Here is a 25535-nt window from a genome sequence, read left to right as displayed (position 1 = left end):
GGCAGGGGGAAAGCATGGAAGTGAAGATGGATAAGGCCGCGTTGGAGGCCTTCCTGCAACGGGACTTCATGCAGGTGGCTGACGATTTCGAGTTTGTCGAGATCGCTCCGCCATTCGTAACCATGGCCTTGGCAGCCTCTGACAAGCACCTGCGGCCCGGCGGCACGGTGTCCGGCCCCGCCATGTTCGCGCTGGCCGATGTCTGTGCCTATTTCTGCATCCTGTCTGTGTTGGGGCCCGTCGCCTTGGCGGTTACCACCAATTGCTCCATCGACTTCATGCGCAAACCGGCGCCGGGGCGGCTTATCTGCCGAATGGAATTGCTTAAGTTGGGCCGCGCGCTGGCCGTCACCGAGGGGCGGCTCTATTCCGAGGCAGCGCCGGACAAACCCGTCGCCCGCGCCGCGCTGACGTATTCGATCCCGCCAACTGCAAAATAAATTGGGGTACTTTAATACCGTATTTTTAACGTATTGAATTTACGCAGATAAATCATCTATTCTGCCGTTGACTGCGCTGCCAGAACCGTTAGAACCCCTCCATCCCAAGGGGCCATCAGCCCCGTGGCCGCAATTCTTGAGGAACACCCATGAAAACCTTTACCGCTACTCCTAGCGATATCGACAAGAAATGGATCCTGATCGACGCCGAAGGCGTTGTTCTGGGCCGTCTTGCGTCTATCGTCGCCATGCGCCTGCGTGGCAAACACAAGCCGTCCTTCACTCCACACATGGACATGGGCGACAACGTAATCATCATCAACGCTGACAAAATCCAGCTGACCGGCAACAAACGCGAGAAGCCGAACTACTGGCACACTGGCCACCCGGGCGGCATCAAGTCCCGCACGAACGCCGAGATTCTTGAGGGCAAGCACCCCGAGCGCGTTGTGATCCAAGCTGTGAAGCGTATGCTTCCCGGTGGCGTTCTGTCGCGTCAGCAAATGACCAACCTGCGTGTCTACGCGTCGGCTGATCATCCGCATGAAGCTCAATCCCCCGAAGTTCTGGACGTCAAAGCCATGAACAAGAAAAACACCCGGAGCGCATAACAATGGCTGACGAAATCAAATCCCTCGACGAGTTGAACACCGTCGCCGAAGGCGTCGCGCCGGCCGAAGCCGTAGCAGAAGCCATTTCCCGCGAGCCTGTCCGTGACGATCTGGGCCGCTCCTATGCCACCGGCAAACGTAAAGATGCGGTCGCCCGCGTCTGGATCAAGCCTGGCTCCGGCAAGGTCACCGTGAACGGCAAAGAGCAAAACACATATTTTGCACGCCCCGTTCTGCAAATGATCCTGCGCCAGCCTTTCACCGTGTCCGGCACCGAAGACCAGTTCGACGTTGTCGCAACGGTCAAAGGCGGCGGCTTGTCCGGTCAGGCTGGTGCGGTCAAGCACGGCATCTCCAAGGCGCTGCAACTCTACGATCCGTCCTTGCGTGGCGCGCTGAAAGCGGCAGGCTTCCTGACCCGCGACAGCCGCGTTGTGGAACGTAAGAAATACGGTAAGGCGAAAGCCCGTAAGAGCTTCCAGTTCTCCAAGCGTTAAGCTTGAGAAATTGCTGCGATAGGCCGCCCTTCGGGGCGGCCTTTTTCGTTTTTTGGCGAAAATGTGCTATGATCCCAAAATTATGAGTATTAATTTTGGAGAGTACCAATGGCAGCTGCCAAGTCCCCATTATGGGCGGAATTGTTGAAAGCCGCTGCTCGCGGCTATATCAACGCCAAGCAAAAGCAAATCGAAGAAGAACGGGCTGCAGCGCAGTCCAAGCAGGAACCGGCACCTCGCCAAAGTGCTGTTCCCAGAAATCCCATCGACGATATGGAGCGAATACCGGGCGAATCTAAGGTGGACTTCGTCCTGCGCAAGAATAAGGTTTTAAGTCACCATCTTGAAGGACAACGGCGCATTCGCGAGGAGGAGCAGGCGTGGAAAACCAAACTTGCGAAAATGCGGATGGGGTATTTTGACGATGGTCCGTCCGGCAAGAGCGATGAGCGCACGCGGGAATGCGGTGCATGTAACGGGCGTGGCCGATATATGGGTGTCCATGGTGACACCTATTGCGACAATTGCTTTGGGACTGGTCGGGTTCGACGTCACGTAATTAAGTGATCGGATAACCTCTACCTGTCCGGCTCGATCAGCCCCAGTCCGCGCAGGTAAATCCCTATACCGGCTTCCAGCAAGTCCTCGGGCGGATAGGGCGCTTTGGCACCCGGAGCACCGCGGGCGAACAACTCCACGACGCCGTGCGACATCGCCCAGATATGGCTGGAAAACATTGTAGCGGGCGGGCGCTTGTCTGCGGGGATATGCTCCGACAGCTTCTGAGCCGCCTGCTCCAACACGCCGCGGGAGCGGTCGGCGGCGGTGGCCAGCGCAGGGTTGGCTTGCAGGTTCACGCCGCTTTCAAACATCGCCATGTAGTGGCCGGGGAACTTGCGCGCGAAAGCAAGGTAGGCCCGGCCCGTCGCCTCAAACGCCTTGAGCGCCGTGGGATGCCCGCCGGCATAGGCATGTTCCATCAGGTCGCCGAAGATGCGGTGGCCTTGCAGCGCACATTCCGCGATCAACGCCTCGCGTCCCTCGAAGTGGCGATAGACGGCGGCAGGTGTCACGCCGGCCAGCTTGGCGGCCTCCGCGACTGTAAAACCGGTCGGTCCCTTTTCCTCGATCAGCCGCAGCGTGGCCTCCACCAAGGCCTGCTTGAGATTGCCGTGGTGATATCCGCGTTTAGCCATTGGGATTCCAGATTTCCACGCCGCCGCAAATTTTGGCGTCCGGACGGATGGCGATGCTGTCATCCTTGTTGGCGTAGTGGATGGTGTTCAGCACCTTGCGCAGCGCCGCAATCCGCGCCCGTCGCTTGTCGTCGGAGCGGATCACCGTCCAACGGGCATGGGCGGTGTCAGATGCCTCGAAGGTCTCGGAAATCGCGCGGGAATAGGCGTCCCATTTGTGCAGGCCTTCAACGTCGATCGAGGAAAGTTTCCACTGCTTCAGCTTGTCCTTCTCGCGCGCCAACATCCGGCGCAACTGTTCGGCCCGCCCGACATTGAGCCATAGCTTGATGAGGATGATCCCGTCATCCACCAGCATCTTCTCGAACTCAGGCACTTGGGTGAAGAAATGTTGCCGCTCCCCGATGGAGCAGAAGCCGAACACGTCCTCAACCACACCGCGATTGTACCAACTGCGGTCGAACAGCGTGATCTGCCCTGCGGTCGGCATGTGTTTGACGTAGCGCTGGAAATACCACTGGCCGCGCTCTTCCTCGGTGGGCTTGGACAGCGCCACGATTTTGCAGTTTCGCGGGTTCATGTTCTCGCGGAACCGCTTGATGGTGCCGCCTTTGCCCGAGGCGTCGCGCCCTTCGAACACGATGGCGACGCGCTTGCCCTCGTTCTTGACCCATGCCTGCAACTTCATCAGCTCGACCTGCAAGCGCTTCATGGTGTCGTTGTAGTCGTCCTTATCCATGCGGGTGTCATACGGATAGCTTTGCGCCAGAATGTCGTTCTTGCCCGCGTTGCGGATCGCCTCCCGAACGCCGTCGGGAATTTCTTCCTTGTAGAATTTGGAAATGGCACCGTCGAAGGGCAGGGTCATAGAGGCCTCACGCATTGTATTTCCGCGTTACTATGAAGCCTTAACCTATTGCAGGCCAGCGCGTTTTGCCAAACGGCGCAGGGCTTTGATCGTGCTGGCCTCGTCCGCGTGATGAGGCATGTGACCGATGCCGTCGAGCTTTGTCACTTCGGCATTCGGCAGCTTTTGCGACAGCGGCACCGCATGCACCTCGTAAGGGACAATTTTGTCTGCGGTCCCGTGCACGATCTCGACTGGCATATCCAGCCCTTCATAAAGCTTCGCCTGCGCCTCGATCTGGGGCAGCAGCGAATTCACCATCGCCGCGTTGGTCTTCAACTGAGCGGGCCGTATGGCAAGCCCATATCCCATATGCTCCAGATAGCCTTCCGGCACGGGGTCAGGGGCGAAGATGGCCTCCAACGTCTCCTCTGCCTTCCGGTCATTGGCAAAGGCCGAGGTCACGGGGATCAGCACATGCCGCCCGAACCATGTGTCAGTCAGGCGATACCAGATGTCCAAGTCGCCTTCCCAGGGGTTTGATACGCCGGATACGATCACCAGCCCCGAGGTATCTGCGGGGTGGCGCAGCCCGTAAGCCAGCGCGACCGCGCCGCCATAGCTTTGGCCCAGCACCAGCGGCTTTTTCGCACCGACCATCTCAGCCGCCGCATGAAGCAGGTCCGCCTGTTCGTTGACGCTCTCCACGTCGTCCGCGCGGTCGGCGATCCGGCCGGTATGCCCATGCGCGGGGCGGTCGATGGCGATGAAGCGGAAATGGTTTTTCAGCTTGGGGATCAGCGAAAAGGTGAAGTCCTGCCAGTTGCCGCCCGCACCATGGATCAGCACCACATCGGGTCCGGAGCCTTCCACATGGACATGCACCTTGGTGCCGTTCACGTCCAGTATTTGCCCGGTCGGAGGATGCTCCGCCAACGCCTTGGATGTGCGCGCCTTGATCCGCTTGTCCAGCGCAGCGCCGCACCCGACCAGAACCAGCACGGCCCCGAGAAGGAGTGCGATTTTAAGCACCGATCTTGTCCAGGTCGAAATGCGTTGTCTGGTATATCTCGTTGATCCAGTTGCCATAAAGCAGATGCGCGTGGCTGCGCCAGCGGTTCATCGGCTTCTTGGTCGGGTCGTTGTCGGGGTAATAATTCACCGGCACGTTGATCGCGGTGCCCGCTGCGACATCGCGGTCATATTCTTCCTTCAAGGTGCAGCTATCATATTCGAAATGGTTGAAGATGTAGATCGCCCGATGCTTGCGGTCTTCGACCAGACACGGGCCTGCGACATCGCTGCCCAGCAGCGTGGTCAGCCCGTCCGCCGCGTCGATCTCGTCTTGCCGCATCTCGGTCCAGCGCGATACGGGGATCACGCAATCGTCCGAAAAGCCGCGTAGATAGGGTGAGGCGGGGTCCAGATTTGTGTGCCGGTAACACCCGAACAGTTTGTGATCCAACAGGTGTTTCTTGACCCCGTGGAAATAATTGATCATCGCCATGCCGCCCCAGCACACGCCGAAAGTGGAATGCACATTCGTCTGCGTCCAGTCCATCACCTCGCGCAGCTCGTCCCAGTAGGTCACCTCGTCGAACGGCAGGTGTTCAATCGGCGCACCCGTGATGACCAGCCCGTCGAACTTTTCGCCCTTCACCTCTTGGAACGGGCGGTAGAATTCCTCCATATGCTCGGCGGCGGTGGTCTTGGTCTCATGCTCGGACATGCGGATCAGCGACAGCTCGATCTGCAAGGGCGTTGCGCCGATCAGCCGGGCAAACTGGTTCTCGGTCTGGATTTTCTTCGGCATCAGGTTCAGCAGTGCAATGCGCAAGGGCCGGATATCCTGCCGCGCCGCCTGATCCTCGCTCATCACGCTCACGCCCTCGCGCGAGAGCACGTCATAGGCGGGAAGGGAGGTCGAAGGCAGCTTGATGGGCATAAGGCGGGTCCGTTGTCTAAGGCTTTGTTAACTAGGCGGGTCAGCCCTTGTTGCCAAGGGTGGCCGCGATCAACTCGTCGAGACCCTCGGAAGTTGTCACCTTGCCCAAATCCGTATGCGACACCTTGATCCCGAAATTGTCCGCCATCGCGCGGTAGCGCGGCTCGCGCTGCGAAATGGCGCGGGCATAGGTGAAGGTCATGAAGGCGTTGGGGTCGACCTCTTCCTCGGCGCATTTGTGGGTGTCCAGATACTCGGCCCACAACTCGCTCAGGAATTCCGGCCGGTAGCACATCGGCTTCGGCGCGCGTTTGAAGCGGCGCACCAGTTCGGCCTCGTGATCGGGGGAGCCTTCAATCCAGACCATCAGATGGTTTTTCGCCAGTTCCGTCAGCAACGGGTCTTCGGGGTTGAACGGGTCCACGACCTCGCAGGTCGAACCACCACTGTCGCAGACGAAATTGTCGTAGCCATACAAATCCTTGGCCCGCTCGATGAAATGCGCGGTGTCATAAAGCGCGGCGACCTCCGCACGGTGGTGCTGCGCCTGTCGCTTCTGGTATTCTTCGAAACTCAACCCACCAAGCTCCGGATTGCCCGGCTTGCCCAGATAGGTGGAGAGAGGTGACAGGTCGTCAAAGGTCAGGTTCGACGCGATGTAAATGCTGTCGGAGCGCAAAAGCTCCGCCAGAAACGGGTCTTGCATGGCGCGGCGCTTGAAGTTGTCGGTGATGTATTCGCCCATATAGCGCGTGCCGATGCGGTAGTCGGCGCTGTAGTGAAACCACTCCCCTGTGCCGCGTAACATGTTGGAAACATGGGTTTTCCCAAGGCCGGACATGCCAAAGAACAGCACCTTTTTCGCCTCGGCCTGTAGCCAATCCTGACCGGAATTATAGATCATGCGCGTCGCTCCTTCGCCTCGACAACTAGGTAGCGGGCTGCGGGCGGGCTTGCTAGGGGGCTGCACGCAAAAAGCGAAGGATGCGGCCATCCAACACCAATAGCCCAAGCGCTAAGATGGCAAAGCCCAAATAGGCACGCGGCGCCAGTTCCTCGCCCAAGACGACCGCGCCTAGCACGATGGCCACGGGTGCGATCAGCAAGGTGCAGATCATCAAATTGCCGCTGCCCGCCATGTCCAGAATGCGGTAGTAGAGCAAGTAGGCGCAAGCAGTTGCAATCACGGCGTAATATCCAATAGCACCCCAAACGGTCGGGCTAAGGTCAAAGGACGGCACGCCGTCGATCACAAGCGCCAGCGGCACCATCACGAGGCTGGAGCCGGTCAGCATCCCCGCCGCTGCAACCTGCGGTGTCAACCTCGCCAACATCCGACGCGCCCAAGCGCCTGCAACGGCATAGGATAAAGTCCCAGCCAAAACAGCAAGTTGCGCGGTGGAGCGAATGTCGAGCTGCAGCAGGTTTTCCAATCCGATGGCCGTCGCGACGCCAAAGAATCCGAACACAACCCCGACTGCACGGCGCGGCGTGAGTTGTTCGTCGGCAAACAGGGCCGATGCCACGATAACCCCGAATATTGCCGTGGCCGCGTTCAGGATCGAGGTCAGGCCTGTCTCGATATGCAGCTGCCCCCATGCCATCAGCGAGAAGGGGATTACGTTGTTGAGCAGCCCCATGACCAGAAAGGCCCCCCATATCCGAGGGTCACGTGGCAGAGGCAGCCGACGGACCGCGATATAGGCCCACAGCACCAGCATTGCCCAGAAAACGCGATGCGCCACGGTGGTCATCACAGGCACTTCGTTCAGCGCCAGCCGGATCGACAGGAAGGAGCCGCCCCAGATCAGGGCGAGCAAAGCCATCTCGGCCCACGCGCGGGTGGTCATGGTTTTTTGTGTTGGTATCATGAGTGCCATGAAGCCTAAATTCGCGACAGCGGCGACCCGAATTTTGCGGATAAACGAAAAAACGCCCGACCTTTTCGGGCCGGGCGTTCAAAACCAGTTGGCGAAGTAAGATCAGAAGCTGTAGCCGACCTTGAACCCAACGACGACCGCCTTGTTGTCGTTAAAATCAGACGCCGCGATGCCGCTGCGAGCAAGCTGTGTCTGCGCATCGCCAATCTTGACGTATCTCACGCCGCCGGTGACTTTCACGCCGCCATTGGTGTATGTGCCACCCAGCCCGATGCTGACATTGCCATCTGTCGGACCAAGGTTCGACGCAAACCCACCGTTCGACTTTTCGTACCCGATGGATACCGCGCCGGACCAGTTCTCGTTGAAGCGACGCCCGACGCCCAGGTTATAGGTTATGACATCATCCGCGTAGGACACCAGCGAGCCGCTGGTCGCAACCTGATAACCGGCTGGCGTCACGTCGAAGTCGCTCCAGTCAACCCAGCGGACGGAGCCGAACAAAAGCGTGTCGGCTGCGATGCCGGTTTGAAAGTCCAGATTGACAGATTGCGGCGTGTCCACATTGGTCACCGTAGAGCCGGGAACAGGACCTGTCTCGACCGTCGAAAGCGAATGCGAAATTTCGGAAGAGTAGGTCAATGCCACGCGCAGTGCGATATCCGGGCGCTCGTATGCCGCACCGACCACATAGCCCACGCCATAGTCTTTTGCGCCATTCGCGGCATAGGGGATGCCCGCTGTCGGACCGGCTGGCGCTTGCACGAACGGAATTGATGCCCGTGCTTCGAAGGACTGGTAGCGCAGACCGCCGTGAACGCTAAAATTTTCGTTGATTTTATAGCGCACAAGGCCGGTGAGCGCTTGTGTTTTCAACGTCGCGGTAGAGCCGCGGGCGAAATAGGTGGTCGCCGCCGGATAGTTAACATCCGCGCCGAACGGCTCGTCCAACATCAGGGCAAATGACAGCTTGTCGTTGAACTGGTGCTTATAGCCAAGCCCGAACAAGGTGTAGTCTTCCACCATGTTGCCAGACGCTTGGCCCGGTGTGGGTTGTGCCGGAGGGTTCGGCACCGTGCCTGCCCCGACGCCGGATACTGTCGGCGAAATGGAGCCGAAGGACAATTCTACATAATTGCCTTCTTCGAAAATGATGCCAATCACCTGACCGGAGCGGTCAACACCGCCAGCCGACGCAAGTGATGTGGTTGCTGCGAGTATCGCTGCGGCGCTTGTGAGCTTCTTCATGGTTTCCTCCCCGAAACACTTGAAAGTGATTTGATCCCATCCTAGGGGCGAGTTTCCGCCTGCGTCAATTTATGACCCAGCGTCACGGATGATTACGCCGCGTTATTTCCCGAAAGCACCAAAAGGCGTGGCGGAAAGTCCACAAAAGGCTCAGTAAATCGCTCGGGCCAGCGCCCGGTTCCGGCGCGCCTCTGCGGCGATGTTGAGATAGTTTGCGCCAAAAATCACCGCGGCACCGACGAAGACCCACACGTCCAGCGCTTCGCCGAAGAGGACCATTCCCAAAAGGGCCACAACGGGCAGGCGGGCGAAGTCCATTGGCATGACGATCACCGCCGGCGCATGGCTCAGCGCGGTGGTCAGGCAGAAATGCGCGCCCAACCCAGTGCAGGACACCATCACGACCCATGGCAGCAGCGATACGGATGGTATGGCTATGTCTCCGTCATACCCTGCGCAGACCAATCCGAAGACCGCCTGCATCACCGCAAGCCAGAACAGGATGCAGGTGATGGAATGGTGCCGCGTCAAGATTTTAGTGAAGATGGCCGAGCCTGCAAAACCGATGGCCGAGCCTGCGGCAAAGACCGACCCAAGCTCGATATTGGACAGATCAGGCCGCGCCACGATCAGGATGCCGATGAAGCCCATCACCGCCACGAACATGCGCAGGCGGGTGAGTCGCTCCGATAGCAGGAATGGGGCCAGCAACGCGACCCAGATAGGCGAGGTGAATTCCAGCGCGATCACTTGTGCCAGCGGGATCATCGTGATCGCGGCGAACCAGAGGTTCTGACCGGCGAAATGCGACAGGTTCCGCGCGGCGTGCAGCCCGAAGTTGCGCGTGTTGATTTGCCCTAGGGTCCCCGCCATGCCGCCGATTCCCACCACCAGCGCGATGGAGATGAACGAGCGGTAGGTCATCAACTCGAACGTATCAAGCTCGACGCTGACCATGCGGCCCGCCACCGCCATCCCCGAGAAGGACACGATCGCGCCCGCCATCCACAGGGCGGCAAGAGGGAGGTTTGACGCGTGTTGATCCATGGGGGTGAAAGACCCTTTGGCGGGCGCAGGGTCAAGCGGATTGTGTGCCCGTCGGGTGCGCGCTAGCCTCAAGGCAACCATGGGAGAACGCGATGAAGGCCGTCTGGATTACTGCCGCCCTTGCCTTGTTGGCCAGCCCGGGTGCAGGACGGGATTTGATGCCAATTCCCCCCGACGCCGTTGCTGTCATGAACGCAGCCCATCGACTGTTTGCCGACCTTCCCTCACCGCAGGTGGTCGCGCGGATGACGGATGTATGTGGCGCAGACAGGGGCGTGAACGATCAGGTTGCCTTTTGTGCGTCGAACAACGTGATCTACTACCGCGCCGACAGCTTTTACCAAGACCACGAGGCCTACGAGCTGGCTCATGTCCTCGGTCACGCCATACAGGTGCGCCATGGCGTGGCTGATGTAGCGTTACGCGAGATCAGACGGCGCCGTGACGAAGAGGACAAGTTGCGCGGCTGGGTAACGCGGCAGGTGGAATGCATTGCGGGGTATCTGTTCCTCCAAGCAAATCTACCCAAAACAGACCTGCACCACCTTTACGACGCAGAGCCGATGACGGGCAGCCATTGGGGTCGTGATCCGCTGTCGGTGGGGCCGAAGGTGTCCATAGGACTGGACGCGCGGGCGGAGTGGTTTGCTATCGGACAGGAAGGTGATTTGAACGCCTGCGCCGTGGGGGAGTTCGGTGCGGACCTGCTCCTGAAGGCGCTTCGCTAGACTGCGCTCCCCGTCACTCCAGCCACGCCTCACGCGTATCCTGCGCCACGCCAAACGCGCCGCCGATCTCGAACGCCACGACGCGGCCCGCATTGAACCAAAGCGCTGCCGCTTCGCGCAGGACCATCGTAATTTTCGGCAGTCTGGAGCCGGGGGATGCTGTTCGCAGGCGCTCTGAATGGCTCAGGCTAATGATTGGAACGGGCGCTCCGCTTTGCCATGCGGCCCATTTGAAACTGAGCCAACTGCGTGGCAAGTGGAAGCCTTCAGTCACAAGGCGCAGATGCTTGGCATCAGCGATCATCGGTTGAGAAAAAAGCGCATTTTGTAAGGTGGATAGAGATCGATCTTCATGCGTGACCACATTGCCGGACACGCCCAGGCGTTCGGCCAGTGCCGCCATTTGCGCTCCTGCTGACAGTCCGTTGGGCCGCCCCATACCGCCCGAAAAATGCATCTGAGGGGCGGCCTGAGCCTGCCAAAGTTTCACCCCCGTCTCAACGCGTAAGATCGAAGAGCGATGCAACGTGCCGTCTGGGTCCATGCCAGCACCAAGCACGACGATGATGTCCGATCTTTCAACCTGCGACGGCGGTGTGTCTGGGTGAAGTTGAGCGAAAGCGTAGATAGCGATGCAGGTCAGCACATAAGCCGCGACCGAAAACTTGGCGACGCGGCCCATGGTCTTGAGCACTGCTCATTCCCACTCGATCGTGCCCGGAGGCTTGGAGGTGATGTCGTAGGTCACCCGATTGATGCCCGGCACCTCATTGATGATGCGGGTGGCGGTTTCGCCGAGGAACTCGTGGGTGAACGGGTAGTAGTCCGCGGTCATTCCGTCGACCGATGTCACCGCACGCAGGGCACAGGCGTAGTCATAGGTGCGACCGTCGCCCATGACGCCCACGGTACGCACCGGCAGGATCGCAACGAACGCCTGCCAGATATCATCATAAAGACCGTGCTTGCGGATCTGGTCGATATAGACCGCGTCGGCTTCGCGCAGAATGTCGAGTTTGGCGCGGGTGATTTCACCGGGACAACGGATCGCCAGGCCCGGTCCGGGGAAGGGGTGGCGGCCGATGAAGCTCGGCGGCAGTCCCAACTCGGCCCCAAGCGCGCGGACTTCGTCCTTGAACAGCTCGCGCAGGGGCTCGACCAGTTTCAGACCCATCTTCTCGGGCAGGCCCCCGACATTGTGGTGTGACTTGATAGTCACGGACGGCCCGCCGGAGAAGCTGACGCTCTCGATCACATCGGGGTAGAGCGTCCCTTGGGCAAGGAACTCGGCTCCCTCGATCTCGTTGGCGTATTTCTGGAATACGTCGATGAACAGCTTGCCGATGATCTTGCGCTTGGTCTCGGGGTCGGATTGCCCGTCCAGTTCGCCCAGAAACAGCTCCTGCTCGTCGGCGTGGATCAGTTTCATGTTGTAGTGGTCACGGAACATGGTGACGACCTCCTCGGCCTCACCTTTCCGCAGCAGGCCGTGGTCTACGAAAACGCAGGTTAGCTGGTCGCCGATGGCCTCGTGGATCAGCACGGCAGCGACGGAGGAATCGACGCCGCCGGAGAGCCCGCATATGACCTGTTTGTCGCCCACGGTTTCGCGGATCGCCTCGATGGCCTGCTCGCGGTAAGCGCCCATGGTCCAGTCGCCGGAGAAGCCCGCCATGCGCACGAAATTCTCGTAGAGCTTCGCGCCGTTGGGGGTGTGGTGCACCTCGGGGTGGAACTGCACAGCGTAGAAATTGCGCGACACGTCGGCAGTGATCGCGAACGGCGCGTTGGGGGAAGTGCCGTAGACCTCGAACCCCGGCGCGATTTTCGAGACGTGGTCGCCGTGGCTCATCCAGACCTGTTCCTTGTCGGTCAGGAACCAGCCTTCCAGCAACTCAAGCTGCCCATGAGGCACCACAAAGGCGCGTCCAAACTCGGCGGTGCCATGGCCGCGTTCCACGTGACCGCCCAACCCCTGCATCATGACCTGCTGGCCATAGCAAATGCCAAGGATTGGCACGCCAAGGTCGTAGACAGACTCAGGTGGGCGGGGCGAATCCTTGTCGATGACCGAACACGGTCCGCCCGAGAAGATCACCGCCTTGGGCGCGAACTCGGCCAGAAAGGCGTCGGTGACGTTCTGATAGGGATGGATTTCGCAATAGACGTTCAACTCGCGCAGACGCCGCGCGATCAGTTGAGTGACCTGCGATCCGAAGTCGATGATCAGCAGCTTTTCATGCGTGGCGGCGGGGTCGATGGGATGATCTGTCATGCACGCTGATTATGGGGCCTCTGCGACCGTTGCAAGGGGGTGCGCACCGTGCGCAGGCTCCGCACGGTGGATAATATCCCTGCCCATGTCGCTTTTTCGCCGTAAGGGACGGATTTGGGCGTCGGCTTTGGGCAGGGTGCGGTAATCACTGAACCAAGCAATATCGGGGAGTAGACCATGACCGACACAGCAGCACCACGCAGGCGCGCACGCGGAGGCGGCGGGGCGGCCCGCCGTGCGGAGCGCACCGCCGTCTCGGTCGAGACCGCGAAATACATCGAACGCAACATCCCGAATTTCGAGGTGCTGACAGAAGAGGCGCTGCAGATCATCGAGGCAAATGCCGAGACGGTGCTGGCGGAGATCGGGGTGAACTTCGTCGACAACCCCTACGCGCTGGATCTGTGGCGCGAGGTGGGGGCCGACATTGATGGCGAACGCGTGCGTATCCCGCGCGGGCTGGCACGCAAGTTGTGCGAAACCGCGCCTTCGATGATTACGCAGCACGCACGCAACCCCGAGCGGTCGGTGGAAATTGGCGGTCGTAATTTGGTCATTGCGCCCGTCTATGGCCCACCTTTCGTGCGCGACGCCGCAGGTGGTCGCCGTTACGCGACCATGGCGGATTTCAACAAATTTGTGAAACTGGGATACATGTCCAAATGGCTGCACCATTCCGGCGGGACGGTGTGCGAGCCGACGGACATTCCGGTGAACAAGCGCCATCTGGACATGCTCTACGCCCACATGTCGCTGTCAGACAAGCCGTTCATGGGGTCCGTCACGGAACCATCACGCGCGCAGGATTCTGTCGATATGGCAGATATCCTGTTTGGCGGGCTGGACGGGCGCACGGTGATGACATCGCTGATCAACATCAACTCGCCCATGACGTTCGATTCGATCATGATGGGGGCGCTTGAGGTCTATGCGCGCGCCAATCAGGCCTGCATTATTTCTCCGTTCATTGTTGGCGGCGCGATGGCTCCGGTCTCTGTGGCAGGGACGTTGACGCAGGTTCTGGCCGAGGTCTTGGCGGGAGTGGCTTACAGCCAGTTGGTCAAACCCGGCGCGCCGGTAATCTTCGGCGCGTTCGTGACTTCGATCGACATGAACTCCGGCGCGCCGACCTTCGGGACACCCGAGGCATCACACATCACCTACGGGGCGGGCCAGTTGGCGCGGCGTCTGGGGTTGCCTTACCGGTCTGCGGGGTCGTTCTGTGGCTCGAAGCTGCCCGACGCGCAGGCGGCGTATGAAACGGCGAATTCACTGAACATGGGGCTCTTGTCCGGCGTGAACTTCATGCTGCATGGTTGCGGATGGTTGGAAGGTGGGCTGGTGTCCTCCTTCGAGAAATTCGTTATGGATGCCGACCAGTTGGGCACGCTACACCATTTCGCCAAGGGGGTGAGCATGGACGAAAATGCCCAAGCCATGGGGGCCATTGAAGAGGTCGGCCCCGGCGGCCATTATCTGGGCTGCGAGCACACGCAAAACAACTTCAAAACGGCGTTCTGGCGGTCGGATGTGTTCGACTACAAGCCCTTCGAGACCTGGGCTGACGAGGGCGAGCGCGACACGGTGGCCCTGGCGGCCGCGCGGGTGGAAAAGCAGCTGAGCGACTACCAGCAGCCGCATCTGGACCCCGCCATCGACGAGGCCCTTCGCGCCTATATGCGCGAGAAGAAAGACAGCATGCCGGACTCGTTCATGTAGCGGTCAGACAACCGAGGGCCGCCATCCGGTGCGGCCCTCGGCGCGTGCGGGCGGGGGCATCGTCCGGCTTTCGGCCATCAATGCGATCAGCAATTCCACGTGCTTGTTGGCACTGTACGTGCCGTCGTTTGCGAGGCGCGTCTGCTCGGCCTGTTCCTCGTGCTGCAACAACGTCTGTACGACCGCCTGGTGTGATGATCCGGTTAACAGCTGCCCCGTGATGCGACGCAGGTCGCGGGAGCGTCGGTAGTTGCCCACCCCGTGGCGCGCCGCACGCACCAGAAGGCGGGGGCGGCGCAGGTTATTCAGTTGGGTGGTGAGGTCGGTCATGGCAGTGCTCCGGAGTTGAATTTGTGGCCTCTTCCTATGCCTGCGTTCGGTGCTGTTGCGCGGAAACCTGCCCTGCGGACGCCGTCAAATCCTCTGTTTACGAAATGGAAACATATTCACGCAAATGCAGCGTCCGTTAACCATCTCGTAAGTAATGCAACTTCAAGTTGTGCGCATTGCCGAGGGGCGTCTGCCGCCTCTGCCTGATCGACCTAGGGGGATGTAACACATGTTTTCTGTCGCCGTATCGCCACCGGAATCGCTTCTGTCGAACTGGATTCCACAAGCTGCGCGACGCTATTTGATTCACACGGAAAAAGGGCTGTCACTCAGAGACTTGGCGCGGCGGGAGGGGTGTCACGCCTCCACCATCCTGCGTCAGGTTCGCCGGTTCGAAAACCGGCGCGACGACCCGTTGGTAGACGAAGCGCTTGAGCGCCTGAGCACCAGGCTGAACACGAGCCAAACGACAGATTCCGAACAAGGACTACACAATATGATCGCACACGCCCGTAACCATTCTGAAATCTCTGTTAAAGCCAGCGACGCCACGGGCATGGCTTTGCTGAACGACGCAGAGGGGCTCGCCCGAGAAGCCCGCCGCGTTTTGCGCCGCCTCAGCGAGACCGGCGCTGTGCTGGCGCTTGCGGCTGACATGGACAAGGCTGTGGTTCTGCGTTCGTTCAAAGACAGCGCACCCACCCGCACGGCCGTGGTCTCACGGGAGGTCGCGCAGGCGTTTGCGTTGAAGGACTGGATCAGCTGTTCGCGCAGCGGACGGGTGGCGAGCTACACCATCACCTCCGCCGGACGCGCGGCGCTGAAGCAGTATCTGGCTGAGGATATGGAGCGCAAGCGCCGTGCACGCGGCCTTCAGGATGGCTGTAATCCGTTTCGCGATGTAAAGAATGACTGGGCGGGCGAAGGCGCGGTCGCAGGTATGTCACGCCCGGCCATGGCCGAAAGCCCGCTAGCCATGCTGGCACGGCGACGCGACAAAACAGGCCGCTCGTTCCTGAGCGCCGAACTCGTGCAGGCTGGCGAGCGGTTCCGTGAAGATTACGAACTGGCCCAGATGGGGCAGGATGCAGCGCAGAATTGGGACAGGTTCATGCTCTCTGGCGATCGTGCCGAGATGGCGGGTGATGAGACCTTGCCTGATGGCCCGAAAACCGCCCGCAACCGGATGCTGTCCGCCCTCGACGATCTTGGGCCGGGCCTGAGCGATATCATCATGCGGTGCTGTTGCTTTCTGGAAGGGTTGGAGACCGCCGAAAAGCGGATGGGGTGGTCCGCACGGTCTGGCAAGGTCGTGCTGCGGATCGCCCTGCAACGGCTGCACCGCCACTACATGGATGCAAACGGTCATGTAAGTGCGATGATCGGCTGAGAAGGCCTTAATGGTGGAAACTGCGCAGGGCATCCGGGCAACCGGTTGCCCTGTTTTCGTTTGCGTGCTTTCGGGATTAGACTTGCAAGGTTGCCCCTGCGACAATACTTCGTTTAGCGTTGAACCAATTTGTGGCGTATAGGCAAAGCCACCCCTTCAAGGAGCCGACCGCATGGCCACCCGTGACCTGAAAATTCCAAGCCAACGCCATCCCGAAAAGGCGAAGCGGCCGGATAATGCGCAGCCGAAGAAGCCCGCGTGGATCAGGGTCAAGGCGCCGGTCGGCGAGGGCTACAAAGACACCCACAAGATCATGCGCGAGCATAAGCTAACGACTGTGTGCGAAGAAGCTGGCTGCCCCAATGTTGGCGAATGCTGGAATCAGGGCCACGCGACCATGATGATCATGGGCGAGGTCTGCACGCGGGCCTGCACCTTCTGCAACATCGCCACGGGCAAACCGCCAGAGGATCTGGACGTGTTCGAGCCGGGCCGTGTCGCGGGTGCGGTGAAGAAGCTGGGGCTGAACCATGTGGTGATCACCTCGGTGGACCGCGACGACATCGAGGATGGCGGGGCAGAGCACTTCGCCCAGACAATCCGCGCCATTCGCCGGCAATCGCCCGGGACCACGATTGAAATTCTTACGCCGGACTTTATTCGCTGTGATCCCAAAGTGTTGGAGGTCGTTGTTGAAGCGCGACCTGATGTGTTCAACCACAACCTCGAAACCGTCCCCGGCCTCTATCCCGAAGTGCGCCCCGGCGCGCGATATTTCCATTCGCTGCGCCTTTTGCAGCGCGTGAAGGAACTCGACCCGACGATGTTCACCAAATCCGGCATCATGGTAGGGTTGGGCGAGGACCGTCAGTCGGTGATGCAGGTCATGGAAGACATGCGCGCCGCTGATATCGACTTCCTGACCATCGGGCAATATCTGCAACCGACGCCCAAGCATCATCGCATCGACCGTTTCGTGACGCCGGAAGAATTCGCAGCCTACGAGAAGGCAGCGTTCGGGAAGGGATTTCTGATGGTGTCGGCCACGCCGTTGACACGGTCAAGCTATCACGCAGGTGACGACTTCGCCAAATTGCGCGAGGCGCGGCTGGCGAAGATGGGGCATGCTTAACTAGGGCTCCGCGACCGGCGGAACAGCTTTCAGATAATCGACAATGGCTTTGCGGTCCTTTTCTGGCAATCGTGCGAGATTCTGGACGACGGAAGCCATATGCCCGCCAGCGCTGTCATAATCGGGTGTCAGGCCAGTGGTAAAATAGGCCATCAAGTCCCGTTCGGACCAGTCAAGTTTGGCGGGGGTGATGTTAGGGATGCGGCCCTTGCCGTTCGGGTTGGGCGCGCCGCCGAGCCATTTCGACGTATCCAACCCGCCTAACGCATTGCGTGATGTGTGACATTCGGTGCAATGGGCCAAAGCCTCCGACAGGTATTGCCCACGTTGAACCGAGTCATTCGCGGATGGAAGCTTGGGGCCGTCCGGCGTGCCGAACATGAACTTCCACCCGCCAAGGCTGCGACGGATGTTGAACGGAAAGCCGACGTCGTGCGGTTTTGACGCGGTCGCGTCTGCGGGCAGGGTTTGCATGAACGCATAGAGTGCCGCGATATCCTCCGGGGTCGCCTTGGCGTAGGCCGTATAGGGAAAGGCGGGATAGTAGTGTGCACCTTCGGGGCTGACGCCCGCCATGACTGCGTTGGCGAACTCGATCAGGGTCCAGCCGCCGATACCTTCGGGGGCTGGCGTGATATTTGGGGCATAGAACGTGCCGAACTCGCTGGCAAACGCCTGTCCGCCAGCGAGGGAGGGCGCGTCGGTCTCCTCTGCGCCGGGGGCCACGTGGCAAGAGGCGCAGCCTGCCGCCCAAAACACCTGTTCGCCAGCCTCGGCATCGGCGGGGGCCGTCATAAGCGCTGTTTCGGTCGCGTGAGCTATAGGCTTGGGCGCGGTGATCCACCACGCCACACCGGCGCCCAGCAGGGCGACGGCGGCAATTGTGCGTTTCAGCAAGACCTATTCCGGCTCACGATAGGGCTTATGGCATGCGCTGCAGGCGCCGCCGAGATCCTTCATGGACACCTGAATGGCCTCAAGGTCGATATCCGTCACCTGCGCCATGGCGCTGGCGGCTTTGTCGAGGTCATCGGCCTTGGCATCGAAATCGGCACGGTCTTCCCAGATTTTCGGCAAGGCACGGGTGCCGTCGATGGACATTGTGTCCGTGCCCTCGGGCCAGAGAAGCGACTGATCGGTTGCGGCAAAAGCTGCGAGGTTCTTGGCGGCGGTGAGTGCGAGGTCTTCGTTATATTCGCGTTCGCCCTTGGCCATGTCGCCCAGAATTCCAAGATACAAAGAGTAGTTCGCCATCAGACCGTTGCGCGCTTTCACTTCGGCGGGGAGGTTGTGACCGTCCGCGAAGGCCATCGTGGAAATCAGGCCTGCGGCCAAGCCTGCCGTTGCAAGTACTCGTGTCAGCTTCATTGGTGGTCCTCCAGAAAGTGAAATGACTAAAGAGAGGCTACCTGTTATGAAATGTAAGGCTAGTATGTATTTTCGGAGAAGGGCCGTGAATAAATGCACAGGTTCAATTGGGATGATCTGAAGTATTTGCTGGCGGTTGCCGAATGTGGCTCGGTCTCGAAGGCGGGGCGGTTGCTTAAGGTCAACCATGCCACCGTGCTGCGGCGGGTGACCCTTTTTGAGGAACGTTTCGATTTGAGCGTTTTTGATCGCACACCCCAAGGCTATCGCCTGCCCAAGGAAAACGAACATCTGATTGAGGCTATCCGAGAAGTCGACCATGCCGTGCGCTCGGTCGAGCGACTGATAGCGGGGGGCAAAGCGCCCCTGAGCGGCAGGGTCCGGATCACGTCGACGGATACATTGTGCCATTCGGTATTGCCCGAAATCGTATCCAACATGCAGGCAGAATCCGATGAGCTGACACTCGAATTGATCTCTACGAATGCGCATCTGGATATGACAAGGCTGGATGCGGACATAACGGTGCGACCGGCCGCGCAGCTCCCCGACCACCTGATCGGAGAACGGGCCGGTGAGCTGGTGTTCGACGTATTTGGGCTTGCCGAGCGCGAGGACGGGGAGGACGCGGCTTGGTTGGGCCTCTCCGGCCCCTTGTCGCGCACCGCCGCCGCGCGGTGGATGGAAGAGAACCTGGGTGAGGGGCAGATAAAGGGATCCGCAGACAGCTTTCTAACCTTGCGGGAAATGGTGGCAGCGGGTGCGGGTCTGGCATTCCTCCCCAGCATGATAGGTGCGCGGGACGGCCGCTTGCGCCGCAGAGATGGGCTGGCACCGAGATTTTCAGTTCCGATCTGGGTGGCGAGCCATGCTGATCTCCACAGCATTCCGCGCATTGCGCAGGTATCGCGCTTATTGGTCGCAAAGCTGGTCGAGAAAGCCGGGGTGCTGTCAGGCCATCAATAGCGTGGCACGCGCGGCGCACGCTCCATCGTTGCCCAGTCCGGCCAGCCGACATAGTGCTCGATCAATGCGATCAGTATACAGACAACGATGAGGCCGACCACGAGCTTGACGCGACGGTCCGATGGCGGGCGGCGCACCCACATGGACGCGCGCAGCAGCCAACGCCAGCTCACGTAAAGCGGACCTTGCCGATATAGGGCAGGTTGCGGTTACGCTGGGCATAGTCGATGCCGTAGCCGACGACGAATTCATCGGGGATTTCAAAGCCGGTCCATGTCGCTTTGATGTCGACTTCGCGGCGGGTGGGTTTGTCCAGCAGGGCAATGGTCTCGATCCGGGCGGGGGAGCGGCTTTTCAGCAGAGACAGTACATGCGACAGCGTGAAGCCGGTGTCGACGATGTCTTCCACCACCAGCACGTCGCGCCCGCCGATCTCGCCGCGCAGGTCCTTGAGGATTCGCACTTCGCGAGAGCTTTCCATGCCGTCGCCATAGCTCGACGCTTCCAGAAAATCGACCTCCACCGGCAGGTCCAACTCGCGCACCAGATCGGCGATAAAGACGAAAGAACCGCGCAGCAGACCAACGACCACCAGCTTGTCCGTGTCCGCAAACCTGTCGTGAATTTCGCGCGCCAGCACCTCTATGCGGGCAGCAATGGACTTGGCCGAGATCAATTCGTCAATGGCATAGGGTGGGTGAGACATGGTATCCCCTTGAATTTTGCGTCAGGCTGGGGGACACCCCCACGACCCAACGAGCAAGCCGAGCCCAAACCGCCTATGCCAAGCCACCGCGAAAAACGCAAGCTGCCCTATAGCGCCGACCAGATGTATGCGTTGGTCGCAGACGTCGCCAGCTACCCCGAATTCCTGCCGTGGTGCTCCGCCGCGCGTATCCGGTCGCAAGTCCACGAGGGCGACGCGGAGGTGATGCTCGCCGACTTGGTGATCAGCTTCAAAGTCTTCCGCGAACGGTTCGGAAGTCGGGTAACGCTCTGGGCCGATGATATGAAGATCGACACGGAATATCTGGACGGCCCGTTCAAGTTTCTCAAAAGCACATGGGAATTCCGCTCCATTGGTGAGCAGGAATGCGAGGTGGAATTCTTCGTGGATTTCGAGTTCAAGAACCGGATATTGCAGGGTGCCGCGGGGCTGTTCTTCAACGAGGCCATGCAGCGCGTCGTTCGGGCGTTCGAGGCACGCGCGAAGGAACTACATGGCCCCGGCGCCAACTCCTAGTAGCCGCGCCAGATCCAGCCGCCGCCGAAGATACGCGACGAGTTTTCATCGTAGAACACGCAGGCCTGACCGGGGGAGACGCCTTCCTCCGGTGTCAGCAACTCTACTTCGGCCTCGGTCGCCGAAAGCGGGCGAATGATCGCTGAAGCAGGAGGGCGCGTGGAGCGGACCTTGATGCCAACCTGCCATTCATCGCGACTGTCGAACGGGGCATCGCCTAGCCAATTGATTTCCCGCACCGGAATTGTGCGGGTCGCCAATGCCTCTTTCGGGCCGACGATCACGTGCTTTTTGTCCACGTCCAGTTTGACCACATAAAGCGGCGCGGCAAGCCCGCCGACCCCAAGCCCACGGCGTTGGCCGATGGTGTAGTGGATCACGCCGCTATGCTGGCCCAGAACGTTTCCGTCCATGTCGACGATATCGCCAGGCTCACCTGCGCCGGGGCGCAGTTTTTCGATGACCGAGGCGTAGTCACCGTTCGGCACGAAGCAGATGTCCTGACTGTCGGGCTTGTCGGCAACCGACAGCCCGTATTTTGCCGCCAGCGCCCGCGTTTCTGCTTTCGAGGCCAGATGCCCCAGCGGAAAACGCAGATACTCCAACTGTGCAGGCGTGGTTGAGAACAGGAAATAGCTTTGATCGCGATTCGCGTCGGCGGCGGAATGCAACTCCGCGCCATGCTCGCCCATCTTGCGTTGGATGTAGTGGCCGGTGGCCATGCAATCCGCGTCGAGGTCCTTGGCGGTCTCCAACAGGTCCTTGAACTTCACCCGCTCGTTGCAGCGGATGCAGGGAACGGGCGTCGCCCCGCCAAGATAGCTGTCGGCGAATTCGTCAATCACCGCGTCCTTGAACACGTTTTCATAATCTAGCACGTAATGCGGAAACCCCATGTCCTCGGCCACGCGGCGGGCGTCGTGAATGTCGCGGCCGGCACAGCACGCGCCTTTTTTGGCCAAGGCGGCGCCATGGTCATACAACTGCAAGGTCACGCCTACGACGTCGTAGCCTTCCTCGGCCAGTTGGGCGGCGACCACAGAGCTGTCCACGCCTCCGGACATCGCGACGACGACGCGAGTCTCGGAAGGGGGCTTGGCAAAACCAAGCGAATTCAGACGTCCGGGTGTCCAGTCCAATGCCATGACGGCCTCCGTTGCGGGGATACGCGGGAATATAGGAAAATCTTAGCCAGTCACAAGGCCGCGCTTCACCTCCTCTTAAGGCAAAGGGTCATTAAATGGTGCGGAATTGAGATAGGCGGGACGATTTGACATGTATTTGAAACGAGAAGCGGGGCCACGCATGGTCACATTGCCGGATGGCACCACGATGAGTCGCGCGGATTTGCCCGACCCGAGAACACGCCGTTGGGTGGCAAGCCGCAAGGCGCTTGTCGTGCGCGCGGTGGAGGCGGAATTGATCTCGGCGGCGGAAGCATGCGAGATGTATGCGTTGTCCGAGGAGGAGTTAGCATCGTGGCGCAAGGCGGTCGCAGATCACGGAATAAGGGCGCTAAGAGCGACGTCATTGCAAAATTACAGACAAAATGGTGAAGATTCCGCTGCGGAGCGCCCGCGGTAACCTTGCATTAACCTTTCATGTCCTAGAGTTAACCTACATGAGGGGAAGTATACCGGAGATACCATAATGCGAGTGCTACTCGTCGAAGACGATCCAACCACCGCCAAGTCCATCTCGATGATGCTGACCCACGCAAATCTCAATGTCTATTCCACCGATTTGGGGGAGGAAGGCGTAGATTTGGCGAAGCTCTATGATTACGATTTGATCCTTCTGGACCTGAACCTGCCCGACATGACCGGCCATGAAGTGCTGCGGCAACTGCGGCAGGCGCGGGTCGAGACGCCGATTTTGATCCTTACAGGTGCGGACGACACCGAAAACAAGCTGAAAGGCTTTGGCTTCGGCGCGGATGACTACCTGACCAAGCCATTTCACCGCGAAGAGCTCGTGGCCCGCATCCATGCGATTATCCGCCGCTCCAAAGGGCACTCTCAGTCGATTATCAAGACCGGCACCATTGCGGTAAATCTCGATGCCAAAACTGTCGATGTAGAGGGCGCGCCTGTCCATCTCACAGGCAAAGAATACCAGATGCTGGAACTTCTGAGCCTGCGCAAGGGCACGACCCTGACGAAGGAGATGTTCCTCAACCATCTCTATGGCGGCATGGACGAACCTGAACTGAAAATCATCGACGTCTTCATTTGCAAGCTGCGTAAGAAGCTGGCAATCGCGACGGGTGGTGACAGCAACATCGAAACCGTCTGGGGCCGTGGCTATGTGCTGCGCGATCCGCAACCTGCCTCCGGCGCAAACGATATGGAGCGTCTCGCGGCAAGCGCGTAAGGCACTTGATTTGCGGATGATGAAAGGCGCGGTCGGTTGGCCGCGCTTTTTTCTTGTCCAAAGCAAGAGTATACTGCGGATGCCGCTCAGCGACTGGACGCCCTCTCATTCTCGCCATATCTAGAAACAAGGCGACACATTGGGGGCGATCTTTGACACAGAGCAATAAGGTGGAATTGGTCGATCCCGCAAAGCTTACCGAGCAACAAGCTGTGGCCGAGCTTGCCCGACTGGCCGCAGAGCTTGCACAGGCCAATCTCGACTATCACGGCAAGGACGCACCCGCGATTAGCGACGCGGAGTACGATTCGCTCAAACGGCGCAACGTAGCGATCGAAGCGCGCTTCCCGCATCTTAAACGCGAAGATAGCCCGACCGATCAGATCGGCGGTCCACTGGCTGAGGGGTTCTCGAAAATCCGCCACGAAGTGCGGATGCTGTCGCTTGGCAACGCTTTCGAGGAAGGCGAGGTCGAAGAGTTCGATGCGCGGATCAGAAAATATCTAGGGCTCTCGAATACGGACCCGCTGGTCTACACAGCGGAGCCGAAGATTGACGGATTGTCCCTTTCTCTGCGCTATGAGGGCGGAAAGCTTTCCTATGCCGCAACGCGCGGCGATGGAGAGACGGGCGAGAACGTCACCGCCAATGCAAAGATGGTCGCAAGTATTCCACAGCGCCTTGAGGACGCGCCGGACGTGCTGGAAGTGCGTGGCGAGGTCTATATGAGCCACGCGGATTTTGCGGCGCTTAATGAGGCGCAAGAGGCGGCCGGTGGCAAGGTGTTCGCCAACCCAAGAAACGCGGCGGCTGGATCACTACGCCAGTTGGACGCGAACATCACCAAATCGCGTCCTCTGGCCTTTTTCGCTTATGCATGGGGAGCGATTTCGGAGCCATTGGCCGACACCCAGATGGCCGCTATCGAGCGTCTTGGCGCACTTGGGTTCCAGATCAACCCGCTGACTAAGCTATGCAACGGCCCGGCGGCGCTAATCGACCACTACCACGAAATCGAAACGAGTCGCACCGATCTCGGCTATGACATCGACGGCGTGGTTTACAAGGTGAACGATCTTGCCCTGCAACGTCGCCTCGGCTTCCGTTCCACGACGCCCAGATGGGCGATTGCGCACAAGTTCGCGGCGGAGCTGGCATGGACCCGGCTCGAAGCTATCGAAATTCAGGTCGGGCGCACCGGGGCACTTTCGCCGGTCGCCCGGCTTGTGCCAGTGACTGTGGGCGGTGTCGTGGTGTCAAACGCGACGCTGCACAATGAAGACTACATCAAAGGTCTCGATAGCAAGGGCGCAAAAATCCGTGGTGGGAAGGACATTCGCGAGGGTGATTTGGTGCAGGTCTACCGCGCGGGAGACGTGATCCCGAAAGTGGCTGATGTGGACCTGTCGGAGCGGCCTGCTGACGCCGTGCCTTACGAGTTTCCGCAGACTTGCCCTGAATGTGGCTCCGACGCCTTGCGCGAAGAAGGCGACGCGGTGCGGCGCTGCACGGGCGGGCTGATCTGCCCGGCGCAAGCCGTTGAGAAGCTGAAGCATTTCGTCAGCCGCAGCGCGTTCGATATCGACGGGCTGGGGGCCAAGCAGGTTGAAGCGTTCTACCACGACGATCAACTGGCCGTGCGCGAGCCTGCCGACATTTTTACTTTGAAAACCCGCGATGCACAGGCGCTGACAAAACTGAAGAACCGCGACGGATGGGGCGAGACCTCGGCCCGCAATCTGTTCGAGGCGATAGACCAGCGGCGGAGCATCCCGCTCAATCGCGTGATTTTCGCGCTTGGCATAAGGCATGTCGGTGAAAGCGCGTCAAACCTGTTGGCGCGGCATTACCGGACATGGGAGGAATTCGAGAAGGCTCTGCGCGAGGCGGAACCGCAAGAGGGGGCCGCGTGGGATGAGTTGTTGTCAATTGACGGCGTCGGTGCGGTGATGGCGTCCTCGCTGACGCAAGCCTTCGCACAGGAGGCGGAATACGCGTCGATCAAGCGGCTGGTTACAGAATTGGAGATCGAGCCAGTTGAAAGCGTGTCAAATGACGGCAGCCCGGTGGCGGGGCAAACCATCGTTTTCACCGGAACGCTTGAAAAGATGACCCGCGCCGAGGCCAAGGCACGGGCAGAGCAGCTCGGCGCCAAGGTGTCCGGCAGCGTATCGGCCAAAACGGATCTACTGGTAGCTGGTCCGGGGGCGGGGTCAAAGGCCACGAAAGCTGCTGATCTGGGCATCAAGGTGATCGACGAGGACGACTGGCTCGCCCTGATCGGCGACGCCTGAAGCATC

Annotated in this window: 29 protein-coding genes; 13 read left to right on the top strand and 16 right to left on the bottom strand. The window is 59.9% G+C overall.

Annotated elements, in window-relative coordinates:
- Positions 1 to 14: 14 nt before the first annotated feature.
- The 4 genes from THALAR_RS05475 (at position 15) to THALAR_RS05460 (ending at position 2115) form a co-directional block, all read left to right on the top strand.
- The gene (locus tag THALAR_RS05475) at positions 15 to 440 is read left to right on the top strand and encodes a PaaI family thioesterase (protein WP_021100506.1); all 426 of its coding nucleotides are present in this window, start codon (positions 15 to 17) and stop codon (positions 438 to 440) included.
- Between the two features lie 149 nt (positions 441 to 589).
- Positions 590 to 1051: a 50S ribosomal protein L13 gene (gene rplM / locus THALAR_RS05470; protein WP_021100505.1), complete on the top strand. Its 462-nt coding sequence runs from the start codon at positions 590 to 592 to the stop codon at positions 1049 to 1051.
- Positions 1052 to 1053: 2 nt separating this feature from the next.
- Complete coding sequence (gene rpsI / locus THALAR_RS05465) at positions 1054 to 1548, top strand: 30S ribosomal protein S9 (protein WP_021100504.1); 495 nt, start codon at positions 1054 to 1056, stop codon at positions 1546 to 1548.
- Between the two features lie 108 nt (positions 1549 to 1656).
- Positions 1657 to 2115, top strand: a complete 459-nt coding sequence (locus THALAR_RS05460) for a DnaJ-like cysteine-rich domain-containing protein (RefSeq protein WP_021100503.1) — start codon at positions 1657 to 1659, stop codon at positions 2113 to 2115.
- A gap of 11 nt (positions 2116 to 2126) precedes the next feature.
- Here THALAR_RS05460 and THALAR_RS05455 read toward each other — a convergent pair whose 3' ends face one another.
- The 8 genes from THALAR_RS05455 to THALAR_RS05420 form a co-directional block, all read right to left on the bottom strand.
- Complete coding sequence (locus THALAR_RS05455) at positions 2127 to 2744, bottom strand: TetR/AcrR family transcriptional regulator (RefSeq protein ID WP_021100502.1); 618 nt, start codon at positions 2742 to 2744, stop codon at positions 2127 to 2129.
- On the bottom strand, positions 2737 to 3612 hold the full coding sequence (gene ppk2 / locus THALAR_RS05450; protein ID WP_021100501.1) for a polyphosphate kinase 2: 876 nt from the start codon (positions 3610 to 3612) through the stop codon (positions 2737 to 2739). The genes THALAR_RS05455 and ppk2 overlap by 8 nt, the downstream gene beginning before the upstream one ends.
- Before the next feature lie 45 nt (positions 3613 to 3657).
- A complete protein-coding gene (locus THALAR_RS05445) occupies positions 3658 to 4623 on the bottom strand; it encodes an alpha/beta fold hydrolase (RefSeq protein WP_040817267.1) in 966 nt (321 codons plus the stop codon).
- The gene (metA, locus tag THALAR_RS05440) at positions 4616 to 5536 is read right to left on the bottom strand and encodes a homoserine O-acetyltransferase MetA (protein WP_021100499.1); all 921 of its coding nucleotides are present in this window, start codon (positions 5534 to 5536) and stop codon (positions 4616 to 4618) included. The genes THALAR_RS05445 and metA overlap by 8 nt, the downstream gene beginning before the upstream one ends.
- Before the next feature lie 40 nt (positions 5537 to 5576).
- A complete protein-coding gene (locus THALAR_RS05435) occupies positions 5577 to 6440 on the bottom strand; it encodes a hypothetical protein (RefSeq protein WP_021100498.1) in 864 nt (287 codons plus the stop codon).
- Positions 6441 to 6492: 52 nt separating this feature from the next.
- Positions 6493 to 7407 (bottom strand): DMT family transporter, encoded by a 915-nt coding sequence (locus THALAR_RS05430; protein ID WP_051153659.1) that lies wholly within the window; start codon positions 7405 to 7407, stop codon positions 6493 to 6495.
- Between the two features lie 111 nt (positions 7408 to 7518).
- Entirely contained in the window at positions 7519 to 8664 is a 1146-nt protein-coding gene (locus THALAR_RS05425; RefSeq protein WP_021100495.1) for an OmpP1/FadL family transporter, read from the bottom strand.
- Between the two features lie 150 nt (positions 8665 to 8814).
- Positions 8815 to 9711 (bottom strand): DMT family transporter, encoded by an 897-nt coding sequence (locus tag THALAR_RS05420; protein ID WP_040817264.1) that lies wholly within the window; start codon positions 9709 to 9711, stop codon positions 8815 to 8817.
- 158 nt (positions 9712 to 9869) lie between these two features.
- On the opposite strand from THALAR_RS05420, the gene THALAR_RS05415 reads away from it, so the two are divergent.
- On the top strand, positions 9870 to 10439 hold the full coding sequence (locus tag THALAR_RS05415; protein ID WP_154666745.1) for a hypothetical protein: 570 nt from the start codon (positions 9870 to 9872) through the stop codon (positions 10437 to 10439).
- 13 nt (positions 10440 to 10452) lie between these two features.
- Here THALAR_RS05415 and THALAR_RS05410 read toward each other — a convergent pair whose 3' ends face one another.
- On the bottom strand, positions 10453 to 11133 hold the full coding sequence (locus THALAR_RS05410) for a YdcF family protein (RefSeq protein WP_021100492.1): 681 nt from the start codon (positions 11131 to 11133) through the stop codon (positions 10453 to 10455).
- Between the two features lie 3 nt (positions 11134 to 11136).
- Positions 11137 to 12714: a glutamine-hydrolyzing GMP synthase gene (gene guaA / locus THALAR_RS05405; protein ID WP_021100491.1), complete on the bottom strand. Its 1578-nt coding sequence runs from the start codon at positions 12712 to 12714 to the stop codon at positions 11137 to 11139.
- A gap of 177 nt (positions 12715 to 12891) precedes the next feature.
- Here guaA and THALAR_RS05400 point away from each other — a divergent pair, with 177 nt between their 5' ends.
- Positions 12892 to 14433, top strand: a complete 1542-nt coding sequence (locus THALAR_RS05400) for a trimethylamine methyltransferase family protein (RefSeq protein WP_021100490.1) — start codon at positions 12892 to 12894, stop codon at positions 14431 to 14433.
- 3 nt (positions 14434 to 14436) lie between these two features.
- Here the strand turns inward: THALAR_RS05400 and THALAR_RS05395 are convergent, their stop codons facing one another.
- Complete coding sequence (locus tag THALAR_RS05395) at positions 14437 to 14763, bottom strand: DUF6477 family protein (protein WP_021100489.1); 327 nt, start codon at positions 14761 to 14763, stop codon at positions 14437 to 14439.
- 229 nt (positions 14764 to 14992) lie between these two features.
- Between THALAR_RS05395 and THALAR_RS05390 the strand changes: the two genes are divergently transcribed.
- Both THALAR_RS05390 and lipA read left to right on the top strand, forming a co-directional pair.
- Positions 14993 to 16153 carry a DUF6456 domain-containing protein gene (locus THALAR_RS05390; protein ID WP_051153582.1) on the top strand — a complete coding sequence of 387 codons (1161 nt, stop codon included), beginning with the start codon at positions 14993 to 14995 and terminating at the stop codon, positions 16151 to 16153.
- Between the two features lie 172 nt (positions 16154 to 16325).
- Positions 16326 to 17285: a lipoyl synthase gene (gene lipA / locus THALAR_RS05385; RefSeq protein WP_021100487.1), complete on the top strand. Its 960-nt coding sequence runs from the start codon at positions 16326 to 16328 to the stop codon at positions 17283 to 17285.
- Here lipA and THALAR_RS05380 read toward each other — a convergent pair whose 3' ends face one another.
- Both THALAR_RS05380 and THALAR_RS05375 read right to left on the bottom strand, forming a co-directional pair.
- Positions 17286 to 18182 (bottom strand): c-type cytochrome, encoded by an 897-nt coding sequence (locus THALAR_RS05380; protein ID WP_021100486.1) that lies wholly within the window; start codon positions 18180 to 18182, stop codon positions 17286 to 17288.
- 3 nt (positions 18183 to 18185) lie between these two features.
- Positions 18186 to 18653, bottom strand: a complete 468-nt coding sequence (locus THALAR_RS05375; RefSeq protein WP_021100485.1) for a c-type cytochrome — start codon at positions 18651 to 18653, stop codon at positions 18186 to 18188.
- Between the two features lie 93 nt (positions 18654 to 18746).
- Between THALAR_RS05375 and THALAR_RS05370 the strand changes: the two genes are divergently transcribed.
- A complete protein-coding gene (locus THALAR_RS05370) occupies positions 18747 to 19619 on the top strand; it encodes a LysR family transcriptional regulator (RefSeq protein ID WP_021100484.1) in 873 nt (290 codons plus the stop codon).
- Here the strand turns inward: THALAR_RS05370 and THALAR_RS05365 are convergent.
- Entirely contained in the window at positions 19613 to 19792 is a 180-nt protein-coding gene (locus tag THALAR_RS05365) for a hypothetical protein (RefSeq protein WP_021100483.1), read from the bottom strand. The two genes, THALAR_RS05370 and THALAR_RS05365, sit on opposite strands and share 7 nt — an antisense overlap.
- Positions 19789 to 20325, bottom strand: a complete 537-nt coding sequence (hpt, locus tag THALAR_RS05360) for a hypoxanthine phosphoribosyltransferase (protein ID WP_021100482.1) — start codon at positions 20323 to 20325, stop codon at positions 19789 to 19791. Before hpt ends, THALAR_RS05365 begins: the two co-directional genes overlap by 4 nt.
- A 75-nt stretch (positions 20326 to 20400) precedes the next feature.
- Between hpt and THALAR_RS05355 the strand changes: the two genes are divergently transcribed.
- The gene (locus THALAR_RS05355; RefSeq protein ID WP_021100481.1) at positions 20401 to 20862 is read left to right on the top strand and encodes a type II toxin-antitoxin system RatA family toxin; all 462 of its coding nucleotides are present in this window, start codon (positions 20401 to 20403) and stop codon (positions 20860 to 20862) included.
- Here THALAR_RS05355 and mnmA read toward each other — a convergent pair.
- Positions 20859 to 22007: a tRNA 2-thiouridine(34) synthase MnmA gene (mnmA, locus tag THALAR_RS05350; protein WP_021100480.1), complete on the bottom strand. Its 1149-nt coding sequence runs from the start codon at positions 22005 to 22007 to the stop codon at positions 20859 to 20861. The genes THALAR_RS05355 and mnmA overlap by 4 nt on opposite strands.
- Before the next feature lie 130 nt (positions 22008 to 22137).
- Between mnmA and sciP the strand changes: the two genes are divergently transcribed.
- The 3 genes from sciP to ligA all read left to right on the top strand — a co-directional run bounded on the left by sciP (position 22138) and on the right by ligA (position 25529).
- A complete protein-coding gene (sciP, locus tag THALAR_RS05345) occupies positions 22138 to 22446 on the top strand; it encodes a CtrA inhibitor SciP (RefSeq protein WP_051153580.1) in 309 nt (102 codons plus the stop codon).
- Positions 22447 to 22512: 66 nt separating this feature from the next.
- Positions 22513 to 23235, top strand: a complete 723-nt coding sequence (ctrA, locus tag THALAR_RS05340; RefSeq protein WP_021100478.1) for a response regulator transcription factor CtrA — start codon at positions 22513 to 22515, stop codon at positions 23233 to 23235.
- A 170-nt stretch (positions 23236 to 23405) separates the two neighbouring features.
- Positions 23406 to 25529 (top strand): NAD-dependent DNA ligase LigA, encoded by a 2124-nt coding sequence (gene ligA, locus THALAR_RS05335; protein ID WP_021100476.1) that lies wholly within the window; start codon positions 23406 to 23408, stop codon positions 25527 to 25529.
- The last annotated feature ends 6 nt before the right edge of the window (positions 25530 to 25535 follow it).

Source organism: Litoreibacter arenae DSM 19593 (assembly GCF_000442275.2).
Classification (GTDB): Bacteria; Pseudomonadota; Alphaproteobacteria; order Rhodobacterales; family Rhodobacteraceae; genus Litoreibacter; species Litoreibacter arenae.
This window is presented reverse-complemented; position numbering and strand designations above follow the sequence as displayed.